This window comes from Algoriphagus hitonicola, assembly GCF_900113375.1.
In the GTDB taxonomy this organism is placed as follows: Bacteria; Bacteroidota; Bacteroidia; order Cytophagales; family Cyclobacteriaceae; genus Algoriphagus; species Algoriphagus hitonicola.
In genome coordinates, this window is the sequence record NZ_FOPC01000019.1 from 39,029 (window position 1) to 54,331 (window position 15,303).

Below are 15,303 nucleotides of genomic sequence, written 5' to 3' on the forward strand. Positions count from 1 at the left end.
TCACCAATTTCATGTTTGGCTTCCTCCCGATAATGAATAGGAAAAAGGTAGTAAAGCGATTTCTCCCATCGACCAAAAAAGGGTTTCCCCCTTCTTTCAAAACGGACATTCCATCAGGATATGATCCACAGCCTTTTACGCTTTGGAAGCCGCCTCGATCAGTAGATTCTTATCCTCCTTAAGAATGGATATCCAATGTTGAAGATAGGCTGGATGATTTGAAACCAACTCCTCATCCAAGATACCGGTCATTTCTGCTAGATAGCCCGCCCCCATTTCAGGAATCAATTTCCCCTTTCTAGATCAAAACCCTCTTAAAAAACTCCCAAATCAATCCTGAAAAGAAATGGTTAAAGTCTAAAGAAGTCCAAAAATGGAAAAACGGGTCGGGGCTAAGAAAATCCCCTGGCAGGTTTAAAAGGAAAATGGAAAGGTGGATAAACTAATCTCCAATTGATACCAAAAGCCCTGTACCAAAACCTATTTTACGGGGATGGCACAGGGCTTTGATTTAATTCAAATAAAATATTTAAACATTAGTCACACCCATTCTGACAAAAATAGAATTTAAAAAATTCTACATTTTAGTCACACTTTTAAGGATTCAAAGCACCAGTTAAATTCAAAATTAAGCTAGGCCCAATGAACCCCTTAAGCTCAAAAACCGTAAATCCGTCATATATCATTGATCAAAAACAGTACTTATCAATCTTACTAGCCAAGCTTATGATTATCGCATCCTTGATTCTTAATATCCTTGTGTTGATTCCTGTTTGCATCGCATTGATTGGTGACTTTAAAAAGATACAAAAGGTAGCAGGCAGTTTTACACCCGCAAGAGGAATTTTGCTTTCCATGTATTTGACCATATTAATTGCCTCTATCCTGTTACTGTTTTTTCAACAACCAATATTGGCATTTGCTCTGTTTTCCATGCAGATTGTGTACAAAATTATAAGTCCTATAACAGTAAGAACCATCAAAAACCCAATCGTCATTAGCAACTTATTTATCGCCTTATTTCACCTGATTACAGTAATCATCATGCTAAAATCAGGAACATTCGAATTGACCAATCCATAAATTTTAATTCAATCAAATGAATATGCAGAAGCCCACTAATAGTAAATTAACTTGATGATTCAAGAAAAAAAAGACCCTGTACCTCCAACAAATTAAAGCTTTGGTGCCGGGCTTTTATTTGTTTTGGAATGGAAAAGTGGCTCTACGCTTCAAAGGGATTAAAAATACTCCAAACTTTTTTCAAATGGGTTATTCTACATTTCCAGTACCAAACCGACCTTTCTTTGTATACTCAAAATTTGACTTTTTTATCCCATATACTGCGATCAATCCCCAAATCGCATTGATCATCACCGAAGGAAAAGAAGAATCATACCAGGTATTAATGCAAAGAAGCACTGCTCCCAAAACATTGGCCAAATGGTATTTCAAATCATTGGATTTCCACTTTCCGCCAATCAGTAATCCATAAGAGACTAAAAAGCAAAAAGCCCCAAGCCAGCCTAATAAGTCCATCCAAATTTTCATTTCGAATTTGCTTTCCAAGTGTTGCCCATATTATGCTCACCTTTCAGAACTAGTTTTAAAAAGCTTTGTGAACTTACTTCTTTAGGAATCAAAAATTTCCCATTCGAAACTTCGATATCAGTCATCCAATTAATCGGATCACCCATGCCGGATTTTTCAAATTCATCCTTTTCGGTGTATCCGATTTTTAGCTTTTCTACTTTGGAATAGGGTTTCCAAGTTACCCAAGTGTCATTACCCTCCATGGATAATTTTACATTGGCGAAAGACAAGGGTCCAATTAATGGAACTCCATCCATCTCCAGCTGATGATCGACAGGAATAGAAACGTTTAAAAAACGCAAAATAGTAGGAGCAATATCCACCATGGCGGCACTTCCGCTATGAAAATGACTGTTCAATTCCTTCAAATTGGTAACCATCCAAATTCCACGTTCTCGATCTGTTTGCCCTCCGTGTCCTTTGCCATCTTTTTCATTTCTACCATGATCCGTTGTGACCAAAACCATCCAATCTTCAGCAAAATTTCGCTGTCTATATTGGATGGCATCCCAAATTCTACCCACCTGCCAATCGGCGTATTGGATGGCCAAATCTGTTTGCGGACTGTCTCCAAAACGATGCCCCATATCATCGGTATATTCCAAATAGACCCAAGACAAATCCGGCCCTTTTTCCCGAACAGTATGGGCGGCCTGAAAAGATACATAATTGTCAATATTCAAGATAAACCGTCTTTCTTGATCGTGGGGAAACATCAGGGTATCCAGCTCAAACCCATCAAATGAATAGTCAAATTTCAGATTTCCGGTTTGTGGCAAACTCTCCCCGATCAACTTAGTTCGGTTGTCAAGCCAGGTAGAAAATATCCCTAGCTTGGCTTCTGGTCTGGCCTCTTTCAAATAGCGGAAAACAGTCCAATAGTGATAGTTTGGATTACGGATACTATTTCCATAGACTTGATGTTTATTGGCCCAGGTTCCGGTTAAGAGGCTGTTATATCCTACTGCTGAAATGGTCGGTGTTTCCGAATAAGTCCCTACCACTCCACCGGTATATGCCCTACAATATCCTCCTACCTGAGCGATTTCATCCAAATGGGGGGTATTTACGCGTTCCAGATTATCTGCCGAAATCCCATCTAGGATAATGAATAAGACTTTCTTTTCCTGCTCTTTTTGCCCAAAACAAATGCCATTTATGCCGATCAAAAAGACCGCTATCAATATCAGATTCTTCATTTTTTTTCTTTGAACTCAAAAATCCCGTGCAATCCATTTTTTAAGTGTAGTGCACGGGAAATAAAATTACGGTTTTAAAATCCAAGGCACTCCATTGATATCATCGTCTCCACCAAATTGCCTATCCAGCGCCTCGTTTAAATTGGATAAGTTTAGCTGAATTTCAGACTGGGGATACATCCATCTTTTTGGTATCCCCGAAGGATTGATGATCTCCTCACTTAGGCTGAATTCCGGAATCCCGGTTCGTCTTTGATCGAAAAATGGTTCCCAACCCGTATTCATGAAAAAGGCGGTGTGTTTTTCAGTCAAGAGTCTTTCTAAAGCATCAGAATCCCCCAATTGTACTGACTCCTGAGACAAATAAGCCTCCGTATCTTTCGGAGAAACCCCGTTAAACTCCATAGAGGCCCGAATACCATTTTCATAATGCACCCTTGGATCCGCCGAGATCCAATTTCGTATTGCAGCTTCTGCAATGATGAATTCCAATTCGGCATAGCCCATCAAAAGTGAGGGCTGATTGACCGGGTCACTATGATATCTACTGTCTATGGGTGATCCGACGCCTTCCAACAACAAATTGGTATTGGTAGATAATGCGTCCGCTCCTCCCAAGCCTGAATAGGCCGTTGGGTCAAAATCATCCAAATTTCTACCATTTGTTTCTTTATCGGCGTATACGAACAGTCGTGGATCATTTAAAGATTTTAAACGGTCTATAAATGACTTTTCCATGTAGTAAGCCGTCCTAAGTTCATTACTGTTAAAGGTAGGGTAGCGATTTCCCTCTATATCCACATAAACTAAGGCTCCATTATCCTGGTTTGATGTCATAATGGGATAGGAAGTAGGGTTGGAGTAGATCGCATCGAATCGATCGGCAACAGCGAGACTTACATTGTTTTCTTTAATAGAAAGACTCATCAGAACACGTAAATGAAATGAGTTTATCAACTTTTTCCATTTCAAAATATCCCCATTGAAGATAATATCTCCGAGAATTTCTCCTGATTCGGGTCCAAGAAACGAATTTGCTTCTTCGAGTTTTTCGAGCACACTTAAATAGACACGTTCCTGAGGATCATAGATTGGAGAAAAATTCCCTGAACCACCCAATACGGCCTCTGATGCAGGGATATCTCCAAAAAACTGGCTCAATTCAACCAAATAATTAGCCTCAAAGAAAAGGGCAAGCGCCCGGTAGCTGCCGTTATCTTTTCGATCAGCTTCCTCGGCTAATTTACTGACCTGTCTGAGTTGATTGTAATCATTGAAGGAGGCTCTCTGCCAACCATAATATTGATTTTCACTCAGGCTATTGGTATAAATCAGCTGCCTAGAAGCCAGCGCAGCACCTAAAGAAACCGAGCTGAAAGCATTCGTTTCAATCTGGGTCAAAATCAGGCTGGGTTCAGCTTGTACCGGACGATTGGGATCCAGCTGCAAATCCTCAAAGCTCTCACAGGAGGATAGAAAGGCCACAAATAGGCCCAGGAAATATATTTTTGATGTTCGTTTCATATGTTTTTTATTTTTCCGTTCAAGGATCAATTGAATGATTTAAAAGCCCAGATTAATATTGAATCCTATATTCCGGACTGAAGGAGTTTGAAGATTATCTACCCCAGAATCCGGATCGATATTTTCCACATTGGACCAGAGCATCAGATTTCTTCCCACCAAGGAAACATTGGCGGTATTCAAAAATGTCCGTTGGAGCAACTGCTGAGGAAGCTGGTAGGATATGGAAAGCTCTCGGAGTTTGACAAAACTGGCGTCAAAATAATGGGTTAAATCCGCATTTAAAGTAGTCTTGTTCCAGGCGATGTAATTAATAGGTCGCTCATTTTCAGCATAGGTTCGAGTATCGGAAAGGATATTTCCAAAATCATCGTATTCCACTTCTCCTCCCGTCACCACGACTCCGTCGGCCACGAAGGTGTTCTGTCCTTCGTTCGCATCATCCCTAAACTGGTTGACGGTTCCGGGGTGAGTTCCACCCCACCACATCTTCTCTGAGGTCAGGGAATAAATGGTGCCACCGGCTCTTCCGTCAAAAGAAAACCCAAGACTTATTCCCTTATAGGTTACTCGATTCTGTACCCCGAAAATAAAATCGGGATTGGAAAAGCCCATACTTCTCTGATAGGGATCCCGAATAGGGAATCCATTATTTCCGATAATTAACCTTCCCTCAGGAGTTCTTTGGAATTGAGAGGATGAAAAAAGCTGGTCCGTCCGCTCGCCCACTGTTAAGTTGCCAAACCGGTCCGTACCATCAAAACTCTCGGTCAGAATGCGCTTATACGTACTGAAATTCAGGTTAACCTCCCAAGTGAGTTCACTGGTTTGTATCGGAAGCGCATTGAACATCAATTCGAAACCGGAACGTTTAAATTCGGCTCCGTTTTCTAGCCTGGAGCTAAATCCAGAGGCAAGAGAAACCGGTACTGAAATCAAGTTATTGTAATCCCGTATTTGAAAATAAGTCAAATCAATTCCCAGTCTTCCGCCCAAAAACCGGTTATCCAATCCAATTTCATAACTATCGGAGGTTTCAGGCCGGATCGTAGGATTGACCAATGAGCCCGGAAAAAAAAGGGATGGATTTCCGTTCCAATTGATTCCCGTGCTGTATGCCTGGATATGGCTGTAGGGATTGGATGATATTCTTCCATCAGCTACCTGTGACCAACTCATCCGAACTTTGGCGAAATCCCAAAAAGATGGCATAGTCAGGAAATCCGACACTGTCGTCGCCAAACCCACGGAAGGATAGAAAAAAGAATTGTTTGCCACGGGCAGGGTAGAAACCCAGTCATTTCTTCCCGTGAGGGTTAGAAATACCGCATTCATAAAATCAATATCAGCAGAAAAATAGGCAGAATTAATCTTCTCCTTGGTCAGGCTGTTTGAACCGGAAAGCGGCTGCTCCGAATTGGCTACGTTATAGAAATTGGGGATAGCTAAACCGTCCGTATTGATGCTCTCAGACCGGAATCGGACAAAACGATTCGCCGCACCCAAATTGGCATTAAGCCCCCAATTTTCTCCAAACCTTTTTGAATAATTCAGGATCAGATCCGTATTCATATTGATTTGAGCTGAATTGTAGATGTAGAAATTACCCCGAGATACCCGTCCGTATTTCACATAGCTTTTGGGTTCCTTGTCGGTCCGGTCAAGGGCATAATTATTTAAGCCTGTTCTAGCGGTCAATGTAAGTTCAGGGCTGATTTGATAATCAAATTTCACCTGTCCAAAGGTATTATCCTTGTAATATCCCCTCAGGTATTCATAAGCCTGGAAATAGGGGTTATTGTAATAGGTATTATTGAAGTGCTTTTGTTGAAACCCTTCCTGACCTTCAACCCAGTAATTTCTCAAATCCCTGACATCTACGTCGACTCCGGTCCATAGCACCAAATTGTATAGATAATTCTCCGGTCCATAAGGAGTTTCAGGGAAATTATCCGTGTATTGCCTGTTATAGGTAATGGAAGCATCCGTACTCAGTTTATCAGAGATTTTATATCCGCCTGAAACCGAAAAGGAGGTGTTGTTTAGTTCAGTATTGGGTACCAATCCCTTTTGATAGACGTTGGATCCTGAGATTCTAAAACTTCCGTTTTCAGTTCCACTGGTAATGTTGATATTATTGGTAGAGATCAGACCACGTTGAAAAAAATTACGGATGTTATTCTCTCCTCTTGAGATCAATGGAAGTGGAATCAATTCACCGGTATTGGGATCTCTGGGACTGTTATACTGAGGAACCTCCACAAAACCACTAGGCGTACTTGGGTCCGGCTGATTTAATCTAGGTCCCCATATCCATCCAAATCCTTCAGTACCACGCCCTGATCCATCGATGTAGGCATATTGTCCGTTGTCTCCATTACCATAGGTGGTTTGCACCTCAGGAACCACCAAATAATTCGGTTGAAATAGTGTGCTGGAATTTATTTCCACCTGAGTACCTTGACCTCCTCTTTTAGTCGTAATCATTAAAGCACCATTTCTACCAATTGCTCCGTAAAGCGCAGAAGCAGTTGCCCCTTTAAGTACGTTAATAGATTCTACATCATCCGCGTTGACTTTCCAATAATCATTATCCGTACTTGGTATCCCATCAATTACAATGAGTGGTCTTGCACCTCTTAAAGAAATCTGAGGATCCTGAAATAATGCCGTGGTATTATTGACTTGTAAACCTGCAATCTGTCCGGTTAAGGAATTAATTAGGTTGGGTTCCCTCGCTTTTTTAAAACGCTCCCCATCTACTTCCTGAACAGCATAGCCCAAAGACTTTACGTTTTTCTCCACGCCCAATGCCGTGACGACGACCCCCTCCAAGTCAGTGACTGCGGGAAAAAGTTGTACATCCAGAATTCGATCTTCTGTTACGGTGATTTCCTGGGTCAGGTATCCGATGTAGGAAAATACCAGGGTTGCTCCCGCATCCACCTCCAAAGTAAACTTTCCGTCAAGGTCCGTCACCGTACCTGATAAAGTTCCTTTTTCTAAAATACTCACGCCTGGAATCGGGGCAGAATTTTCGTCAACAACCACCCCAACCAACTGACTTTGCGCCCAAGCAGACCAGGGAGCCAACCCTGCTAAAAAGAAGATAACCAGTATCTTCAAACAAAAACGGTATGCCTTTTCCATGTAGTAGAAATTTTGATTAATTAATTCTCAAAATTCCTTTCCTAGTATGACTTTATCACTTACTTTGAGTTAACCTTCCATGAATTTAATAATCGATTCATTATTTTAATGTTAATTCAATTAATTGAACAATCATTCAATAAATATTCAGTTAATTTTCTGCAAAAAATTAAAACATGCCGCTTACCAGCATCACTGAAATCAGGAAACAGGAAATTCTAAAAGCTTTCTATCAAATTGCAATGAGTGAAGGCGTAGAAAATAGCTCTATGGCCAAAATCGCCAAGGTTTTGGAGGTACAACCCAGTCTGATCGTACATTATTTCAAGACCAAAGAAGATCTTGTTTCTGCCTTGATTGATTATTGTCTGGAAAGATATTTTCAAATCTTCGAGGAGGAATTTTCCAGACCAGGTACTCCTTCACTTAAAATCAAAACGCTCATTGAGCGACTATTTTCAAAGGAGTGGAATGATCTTTTTGATGATGGAGTATTTTACAGCAGCTACTCCTTGGTATTCAGGGATGATAATATCAAATCCAAATTCAAAATTCTTCACGAGGGACTCAGAAAAAAACTCTCCTTAATTATCGAAAGCTACCTGGAATTTAACAATGAGGATATAAGTCAGGCAGATGAGCTTTCCAATCAGGTATTTACTTTGGTCGATGGCAGTTATTATTATATTAATATGCTCTCAAGTAAAAAAGAACAGGCCTTTCATCTGGAATCGGCCAAAAAATTAGCTCAGACTTTACTGAAAATCAGTTGACTCCAATCAGGTTTTTTCAGTTTTGATCTGGGGAGTAGAGAATCCCTCCTGGGAGAGTTGCGAACGTATAAAAACGTGATATTGCTCGAAAAAAAGACTGGCAACCTGATGTTTGTGGGTTCAAAACCAGACCAGCTTTCCAGAGGGATCAACCGAGTCACCTAGGGTGCCAAAAATGTTTCATCTGATCATGTCAGAATTGTAGAGGTATCCGATTCGGGAATTTATATTCTTCAGCACTATTCTATTCTCAATATCAGGTATAGCTATAGAAATAATTGGATTAATAGTATAAGTGAATTAATGCAAATCACTTTCCTATTGCATTCCTTTTTCCTAATTCGTTTCAAAACAGTTAACCGGTAAATTTTCAGGCTTCAGACGACTTTTAAGCGGTTTCACTCATTTTTATTCTATAAGATATCAGCTGGATCCCTAATTCGGGTAATCAATTGGTCAAAAACTCATGGCTTTTTCCCGTTTAAGATTATCAATTCTAATTTTCTCTGCCTGGCTCTTAACAAGTGGGTCTGGATTGGGACAGATCCTTCAATTTGAAAGCCTCGATGCCCTTTTGCTATATGCTCAAAAGCAAGCTCCTGAGGAAGAAATTCGAGCATTGCAGCTCGAACGGGGTCAAACTGTCGAAAAAATGGCTCAGTATTCCCTATTTCCAAAAATCCGTGCTTTCGGCACATGGGATGACTATTTGCAGCTTCCGGTGCAATTGATCCCTTCGGAGGCCTTTGGTGGGGAGCCAGGCACCTTTACAGAAATTCAATTCGGGACACAATATCAACTCAACCTTGGGATTGAAGCCAGTCTGCCCTTAATCAATATTGGGCTGTGGAATCAAATCAAATCCGAAAAATATCAAGCGGAAATGGTCAGCCGGGAAATAGCTTCACAGCAACTCGCCTGGAAAGAGCAAATTTCCCGGCAGTACTACCTGTTGCTTTTACACCAAGAAAGCCTCGAAATTGCCCAAAAGAATTCCGAGGCAGCCGATTCCATTTTTTATTCGGCAAAAGCTCAGTTTGATGTCGGCGAACTCGAACCCCTACCCTACCAGCGCATCAAGGCAAACGCCTTTTCTGCCAAAAATCAAGAGGAAATCCAGCGAAAGCAGAGCCTTAAAACAAAACAAAATTTACTCAGACTGATTGGGGAATCTCCCAACGAGGAATTGATTTTATCGGAAAGGCTCAGAAATCAGAAACTTAAAGACATTAATCCTGAATATGAACTGGATCAACTGCCCGATTGGCAATTGGCACAGCAGCAAACACAACTCAGCGCGCAGCGCCTGCAAGAAGCAAAAACAGCCTACTTTCCTACCCTGTCAGCTTCTGGAAGATTTTACCAACAGACGCTTTCCAACGACTTTAATCTTCAGGAAAAAAATGCCTTCGAAGTAGGGCTGATTGGACTCAATTTAGAGTGGAATCTTTTCAGCGGAGGAAAACAACGTCTCCGATCCAGACAAGCGAAGTTGGACTGGGAAATTGCCCAAAGGCAAGAACAAATCACTCAAGAGACGCTTCAGGAAGAAAAACTTGGTCTTCAGGCAGAAATCATCCAAAATCAGGCGGTACTCCAAAATTTCGAGGAGGTCATTACTCTATATGAAGATAATTTTCATTTGGCTGGAGTCCAGTGGCTCGAGGGGTTAATTACCGTAGATGAGCTCCTTCAGGTCCAGCAGGAGCTACTCGAGCAACAAAGACAATATCTAGGCACTCTCGCTGAGCTTTGCACGGCTAAGGCTTTGATCGCATTCCGAATCCAATCTTCCATATCTACCCGATAAAATCACGATGATGAGCAGCTATCAATTTCCCACTTTACTCATTTTAATGGCAATTTTTTCCGCTTGTTCAAAACCGGATACCAGCAGACCCGAAACTAAATTAGTACGGGAAGCAGTCTATGCCTCGGGATTTGTAGAGGCAAAAGAACAAGTCGAGCTCCGAGCTCAGGTAGATGGAATTCTTATCCGCCAGGAGGTACAAGAAGGAGAAATGGTCCAAGCCGGTCAACTCCTATTTTTGATCTCAGGAAAAGCCCTCGACAGCAGGCTAACTGCAGCCCAAATTTCTTTTGAAATTGCTCAGAAGAATGCCTCAGAAGAGAGTCCAGTAATTCAGGAAGCTGAAAATTCGCTTCAGATTGCCAAGGAGCAATACCTCAATGACTCGCTGAAATACCAGCGTTTTTCTCGGCTTTTGGATCAGCGGGCTACCTCTCAGTCCCAATATGAAAATGTAAAAACAGCCTTTGAAAGCAGCCGATTGACATGGAAGCGAAGTCAACATCAATTTACCTCAAAGCAAGATCAGGTAAAAAGAGAATTGGAAGCTGCCCGACGAGATTTTTTATCCTTAAGTGATGAATTGGGCTTTTATCAGGTAAAGAGTGATCGGGAAGGCATATTTTTTCAGTCTGAAAAAGAAGTCGGGGAACTGGTTCGTCCAGGCGAAATCCTAGGAACCATGGGTTCGATGGATGGCTTTATCGGGAATCTTAAAATTGATGAACAGGATATCGGCAGAATTAAGCTGGGCCAGAAAGTGCTTTTTGAAATGGATGCTTTTCCAGGACAGCAGTTTTCCGGTGAATTGATTAAAATCTACGCTAAGGTCGATCCTGCAGATCAAATGCTTCGTGTCGATGCGTCGATTTTGGATGAACTACCCGCAAAATTTACTGGCTTGGCACTGGAAGCCAATATTCTTATTCGGGAAAAAGAAGATGCCTTGATTATTCCGGGCAATTTTCTCCTACCCGGGGATAGTGTACAGGTTTACGAATCCGGAAAAGTCAAAAAAGTGAAAGTAAAACCGGGCATTCGGACACTTTCGGAGGTGGAAATTCTCGAAGGCTTGGATATCAATTCACAACTGATCAAGCCATGAATGTCAATTTCAAAATAGCCAAAACCCATCTACTCGCCAAACCTAAACAAACCCTGGTGGCGATGCTTGGAGTGACCTTTGGGATTGGCATGTTTATCACCATGGTGAGCCTGATGACGGGTCTCAATAACTTCACCGAGGACCTGACCAAGATCGCCTCAGCAGATATCCGAATGTACAAGGACATCACCGAGCCACGTCCTACCCTGCTAGACAAAATCAATCCCAAAGCGGTCAATCTGGTCCACAGTGTCAAACCCAAAAATGAAAGCGAGAAAATCCGAAATGCCCTTCAAATCGCTGATTTACTGAGGCGAGATCCGGAGATTTTGGGTGTGGCGCCCCGCCTGACTAGTCAGGTGTTTTATAATTTTGGACCGGTCAAACTCAACGGTTCCGTAGCCGGCGTGGATATCCTGGAAGAAGACAAACTTTTCGACTTGAATTCCAAAATGAAGGAAGGATCACTTTCTGCACTCATGACTACTTCCAATGGATTGATCATTGGCTCGGGCCTTGCCAAAAAACTATCCGCTAAACTGGGTGATTTATTGATCCTCACTACTCCTCAAGGCATCACCTATTCGATGAAAGTAGTCGGAGTTTTTCAGCTGGGTTTGGGAGAAATCGACAATGTCAGGAGCTATGCCAATCTGGCTACCGTCCAAAAACTACTCGGGAAAGATGCGGGATACATCACCGATCTCAACATTAAGACCACAAATTACCGCGAAGCCAGGGGTAAAGCGGAGAAAATCCAGGCGATGTATGGCTACAAAGCCGAAGATTGGGAAACCGCAAATTCCACTCTTTTAGCCGGAGCTATAATCCGTGACATCATGACTTATTCGGTTTCGATTACCCTATTGATTGTAGCGGGATTCGGGATTTACAATATCTTGAATATGACCATTTACAGCAAAATGAAGGACATCGCCATCTTGAAAGCGACCGGGTTTGCTGCCAAGGATGTCACGGGCATTTTCATGACCCAATCCCTTATAATCGGCTTATTTGGGAGTTTGATGGGATTGGTAGTCGGGTATATTCTTTCCTTACTTTTGGCTCAGGTGCCATTTGATGGAGGAGACTTACTTTCGATTGATGCACTTCCCATCAGTTTTGATCCAAAGTTTTACCTGATAGGAATTGTGTTTGGGGTGGCTACTACGGCAGTGGCCGGCTGGATGCCTGCCCGAAAAGCAGGAAAAATTGATCCAATTGAAATCATCAGAGGGATATGAAACAGATCTTGCTCAAAACAGAAGGGATCAGCAAATACTTCCATGATCCACAGACCTTTCAGGTATTGAAATCCATCGATTTGGAGGTCCGTCGAGGAGAATTTCTCAGCTTGGTCGGCAAGTCAGGCAGTGGAAAATCCACCTTGATGTATCTGCTCAGTACCATGGATATGGACTTCGAAGGAAAACTCCAAATTAACAACATTGAGCTGACCGGAAAAAAGCCGGACTACTTGGCCAGGTTTCGAAATGAGCACATCGGATTTGTATTTCAGTTTCATTTTCTTTTACCAGAATTCACCGCTTTAGAAAACGTAATGATTCCGGCTTTGAAACTGGCAAAATTCCCTGAATCAGAAATCAAAAAAAGAGCCATGGAAAAGCTGGATATCCTTGGGATTGCAGATCAAGCCGATAAGGTATCTTCCAAACTCTCGGGAGGGCAACAGCAGCGGGTAGCGATTGCCCGGGCTTTGATTAATAATCCCCTGCTCATCATGGGGGATGAACCAACAGGAAACCTGGATTCGGTCAACTCAAAAATTGTCTTTGATACTTTCCGGAAGCTCACTCAGGAACTGGGACAGACCATCATAGCAGTGACTCATGACGATGATTTTGCTGCCAAAACAGATCGAATAATTGAAATGAAAGATGGTAGAATTTTGTAAAGAAGATGGAAGACGGGAGACCGAAGACCGAAGAATAGAAAAAAGCATTTTAAGCTCGAAAAAAGAGTTCTAGGGCATATTTCGGGTTTCCAATCGATCTTCATATTTCTAAGTATCAATTCACAAACCCTCTACTATTGATAAAACACCGCCAAAATGAAAACTCCAGCCGTAAAATTTATACATTCAGATTCTGAGCGAAAATTAATGGTCATTGACTTCCAAAAGGCTTATCACCGTGCTTTTGAAGAAAGTGTGAAGCAGTGGGAAAAATCAGAAACGCACCCTGTCAAGAAAATAAAAATCTCAGAATGAAGTTAAGAAAGACATTTTGGATAGAATATGGAATCATTCTGATCTTCACCATGATCAGCTCTCTGATTCGATATTCGCTTTGGGACAAGCTGGAATTAAAAGGCGATTTTCCTCTCGAAGTAATCCCTATTTCTTTTCTTTTCATGGTAATTACCTGGGAGTTTTTCAGAGGGATGAATTCACTTTTGAACCAAAAACTCTCCTATTCGAAAGGTCTGGGAAAGCGAATAGCGCTTCAACTGATACTGGGCGCTGTTTTTATGTTGGTTGGCAATCGGATCTTATTTCTTTTGGCTGGAAAGTACCTTGAGGGTTCTCTAAGTATTCTTTTCAGCATGACCACCTATGCGACCTTTACGATTATGTCCTTTTTGATCAACAGCGTGTTTTTTGGCAAGTATTTTTTTGACGAGTGGAAAAAAAGCCTCCTGAAAGCAGAACGCCTCGAAAAGGAAAAAACTCAGGTTCAGTTTGATAACCTTAAAAATCAGCTTAACCCACATTTTTTGTTTAATTCATTAAGCTCACTCCATAGCTTGATTTATGACAATCCGGGGTTAGCCTCCGAATACGTGACCAATCTCTCAAAGGTATATCGCTATGTCCTTCAGCATGAAGAAAAAAATCTGGTGAGTCTAAAGGAAGAATTGGATTTTATCGGGCAATTTATTTTTCTTTTAGAAACTAGGTTTAAGGAAGGAATAGAAATTACGATGCAGATCAACCAAGATCAGTTATCCAACTGCATTGCTCCGGTCAGCCTTCAGGTTTTGCTGGAAAACTGCGTCAAGCACAATGTCATCGATCCGGATCAAGTGCTGAAAATTCGACTGGAAACCCAAGGAGAATATCTTTGTGTCCAAAACAATAAAAACCCAAAAGTCTTGGCAGGAAATTCAAATCAAATGGGATTGAAGCAGTTAACGCATCTTTATAGTTTCCTTACCGACTTACCCGTCAAAATAGAGGAAAGCAAAGACTCTTTTTCTGTTTTTATCCCGCTTATCTCGACTAAATCATCTGATTCATGAATACCTATTTTCATACCGAAAGACCAAAAATCCTCATCTTGGAGGATGAACCCCTGGTGGCTGACGGGCTGAAAAAACATATTTTGGATTTAATCCCATCCGCTGAAATTCTACCCATACTTTCCAGTGTGAAAAAAGCCATCAATTGGTTTGAACAATCCCAAATCACAGATTTAATTTTTGCGGATATTCAACTTTCAGATGGGATCAGTTTTGATATTTTTCAGCGGTTCGAACCTCCATGCCCGGTAATTTTCACCACGGCCTTTAACCACTATGCGATCCGGGCCTTTGAGGTGAACAGCGTGGATTTTTTATTGAAACCAATCGAAAAAACAGAATTAAAACTTGCATTGGAAAAATTGGGAAAGCGCAGGGCTTCATTTGCTTTTCCTGATTTGTCAACCAGCCTACAGCAAAGCCAAAAAGGGACAGTTTATCTAAAACGGATTTTGGCAACAACTCAAAATAGCCTTGTACCAATCACTGAGGAGGAAATCGTCACTTTTATCAAAGAAGAGCTGATCTTTGTGATTATACAAGATGGCAAACGCCTGTTGACTGATTTTCAAAGTTTGGACGAATTGGAAAAGGCATTGGATCCTAGTCTTTTTTTCCGCGCCAACCGTCAATGTATTCTTAGAATCGATTCGGTAAAACAGATCAAATCAAATTTTAAAGGTTTGGAAGTTCAGCTCAAAACGTCATCTCTTCCACCAATACCAATCAGTAAAGAGCGCAGCACGATTTTTAAAAAATGGATTCTAGGGAAGTCAGGATAGGTTGAGTTATAAATTAGGGCATCTTGGAAAATTCCTTTGAAAAGGTCAGTTAGGGGTTAAAACTAAATCCCAGCTGCCCTTTTTCTTTGCCTAGCGGTCGGTTTTG

The 15,303-nt window shown here is 41.5% G+C and carries 14 protein-coding genes; 9 read left to right on the forward strand and 5 right to left on the reverse strand.

Features of this window, described 5'->3' with window-relative positions:
- Window positions 1-135: 135 nt before the first annotated feature.
- Window positions 136-288, reverse strand: a complete 153-nt coding sequence (locus BM043_RS19595; protein WP_317042394.1) for a zincin-like metallopeptidase domain-containing protein — start codon at window positions 286-288, stop codon at window positions 136-138.
- A gap of 438 nt (window positions 289-726) precedes the next feature.
- Here BM043_RS19595 and BM043_RS18380 point away from each other — a divergent pair, with 438 nt between their 5' ends.
- On the forward strand, window positions 727-1,083 hold the full coding sequence (locus BM043_RS18380; RefSeq protein ID WP_092794499.1) for a hypothetical protein: 357 nt from the start codon (window positions 727-729) through the stop codon (window positions 1,081-1,083).
- A 189-nt stretch (window positions 1,084-1,272) separates the two neighbouring features.
- Here BM043_RS18380 and BM043_RS18385 read toward each other — a convergent pair whose 3' ends face one another.
- The 4 genes from BM043_RS18385 to BM043_RS18400 form a co-directional block, all read right to left on the reverse strand.
- Complete coding sequence (locus BM043_RS18385; RefSeq protein ID WP_092794466.1) at window positions 1,273-1,551, reverse strand: CBU_0592 family membrane protein; 279 nt, start codon at window positions 1,549-1,551, stop codon at window positions 1,273-1,275.
- A complete protein-coding gene (locus BM043_RS18390) occupies window positions 1,548-2,792 on the reverse strand; it encodes an alkaline phosphatase family protein (protein WP_092794469.1) in 1,245 nt (414 codons plus the stop codon). The genes BM043_RS18385 and BM043_RS18390 overlap by 4 nt, the downstream gene beginning before the upstream one ends.
- 66 nt (window positions 2,793-2,858) lie before the next feature.
- The gene (locus tag BM043_RS18395; RefSeq protein ID WP_092794502.1) at window positions 2,859-4,316 is read right to left on the reverse strand and encodes a SusD/RagB family nutrient-binding outer membrane lipoprotein; all 1,458 of its coding nucleotides are present in this window, start codon (window positions 4,314-4,316) and stop codon (window positions 2,859-2,861) included.
- Window positions 4,317-4,355: 39 nt separating this feature from the next.
- Window positions 4,356-7,466, reverse strand: a complete 3,111-nt coding sequence (locus BM043_RS18400; protein ID WP_092794471.1) for a SusC/RagA family TonB-linked outer membrane protein — start codon at window positions 7,464-7,466, stop codon at window positions 4,356-4,358.
- Window positions 7,467-7,642: 176 nt separating this feature from the next.
- Between BM043_RS18400 and BM043_RS18405 the strand changes: the two genes are divergently transcribed.
- From BM043_RS18405 to BM043_RS18435, 8 genes are all read left to right on the forward strand, one after another.
- Window positions 7,643-8,239 carry a TetR family transcriptional regulator gene (locus tag BM043_RS18405; protein ID WP_092794474.1) on the forward strand — a complete coding sequence of 199 codons (597 nt, stop codon included), beginning with the start codon at window positions 7,643-7,645 and terminating at the stop codon, window positions 8,237-8,239.
- A 466-nt stretch (window positions 8,240-8,705) separates the two neighbouring features.
- Complete coding sequence (locus BM043_RS18410) at window positions 8,706-10,049, forward strand: TolC family protein (RefSeq protein WP_092794476.1); 1,344 nt, start codon at window positions 8,706-8,708, stop codon at window positions 10,047-10,049.
- 46 nt (window positions 10,050-10,095) lie between these two features.
- Window positions 10,096-11,154: an efflux RND transporter periplasmic adaptor subunit gene (locus tag BM043_RS18415; RefSeq protein WP_177188525.1), complete on the forward strand. Its 1,059-nt coding sequence runs from the start codon at window positions 10,096-10,098 to the stop codon at window positions 11,152-11,154.
- A complete protein-coding gene (locus tag BM043_RS18420) occupies window positions 11,151-12,398 on the forward strand; it encodes an ABC transporter permease (RefSeq protein ID WP_092794481.1) in 1,248 nt (415 codons plus the stop codon). The genes BM043_RS18415 and BM043_RS18420 overlap by 4 nt, the downstream gene beginning before the upstream one ends.
- Complete coding sequence (locus BM043_RS18425; RefSeq protein WP_092794484.1) at window positions 12,395-13,069, forward strand: ABC transporter ATP-binding protein; 675 nt, start codon at window positions 12,395-12,397, stop codon at window positions 13,067-13,069. The genes BM043_RS18420 and BM043_RS18425 overlap by 4 nt, the downstream gene beginning before the upstream one ends.
- A gap of 156 nt (window positions 13,070-13,225) precedes the next feature.
- The gene (locus BM043_RS19600) at window positions 13,226-13,384 is read left to right on the forward strand and encodes a hypothetical protein (protein ID WP_177188526.1); all 159 of its coding nucleotides are present in this window, start codon (window positions 13,226-13,228) and stop codon (window positions 13,382-13,384) included.
- Entirely contained in the window at window positions 13,381-14,415 is a 1,035-nt protein-coding gene (locus tag BM043_RS18430) for a sensor histidine kinase (protein ID WP_143189580.1), read from the forward strand. The genes BM043_RS19600 and BM043_RS18430 overlap by 4 nt, the downstream gene beginning before the upstream one ends.
- Window positions 14,412-15,197, forward strand: coding sequence for a LytR/AlgR family response regulator transcription factor (locus BM043_RS18435; protein ID WP_092794488.1), 786 nt, complete (start codon window positions 14,412-14,414; stop codon window positions 15,195-15,197). Before BM043_RS18430 ends, BM043_RS18435 begins: the two co-directional genes overlap by 4 nt.
- The last annotated feature ends 106 nt before the right edge of the window (window positions 15,198-15,303 follow it).

What these genes read in the sequence shown, in the direction of transcription:
- BM043_RS18405 (WP_092794474.1), top strand. Translation starts at nt 7,643, where the DNA reads ATGCCGCTTACCAGCATCACTGAAATCAGGAAACAGGAAATTCTAAAA.
- BM043_RS18410 (WP_092794476.1), top strand. Translation starts at nt 8,706, where the DNA reads ATGGCTTTTTCCCGTTTAAGATTATCAATTCTAATTTTCTCTGCCTGG.
- BM043_RS18425 (WP_092794484.1), top strand. Translation starts at nt 12,395, where the DNA reads ATGAAACAGATCTTGCTCAAAACAGAAGGGATCAGCAAATACTTCCAT.
- BM043_RS18415 (WP_177188525.1), top strand. Translation starts at nt 10,096, where the DNA reads ATGGCAATTTTTTCCGCTTGTTCAAAACCGGATACCAGCAGACCCGAA.
- BM043_RS18390 (WP_092794469.1), bottom strand. Translation starts at nt 2,792, where the DNA reads ATGAAGAATCTGATATTGATAGCGGTCTTTTTGATCGGCATAAATGGC.
- BM043_RS18435 (WP_092794488.1), top strand. Translation starts at nt 14,412, where the DNA reads ATGAATACCTATTTTCATACCGAAAGACCAAAAATCCTCATCTTGGAG.
- BM043_RS18400 (WP_092794471.1), bottom strand. Translation starts at nt 7,466, where the DNA reads ATGGAAAAGGCATACCGTTTTTGTTTGAAGATACTGGTTATCTTCTTT.
- BM043_RS18420 (WP_092794481.1), top strand. Translation starts at nt 11,151, where the DNA reads ATGAATGTCAATTTCAAAATAGCCAAAACCCATCTACTCGCCAAACCT.
- BM043_RS19600 (WP_177188526.1), top strand. Translation starts at nt 13,226, where the DNA reads ATGAAAACTCCAGCCGTAAAATTTATACATTCAGATTCTGAGCGAAAA.
- BM043_RS18395 (WP_092794502.1), bottom strand. Translation starts at nt 4,316, where the DNA reads ATGAAACGAACATCAAAAATATATTTCCTGGGCCTATTTGTGGCCTTT.
- BM043_RS18385 (WP_092794466.1), bottom strand. Translation starts at nt 1,551, where the DNA reads ATGAAAATTTGGATGGACTTATTAGGCTGGCTTGGGGCTTTTTGCTTT.
- BM043_RS18430 (WP_143189580.1), top strand. Translation starts at nt 13,381, where the DNA reads ATGAAGTTAAGAAAGACATTTTGGATAGAATATGGAATCATTCTGATC.
- BM043_RS18380 (WP_092794499.1), top strand. Translation starts at nt 727, where the DNA reads ATGATTATCGCATCCTTGATTCTTAATATCCTTGTGTTGATTCCTGTT.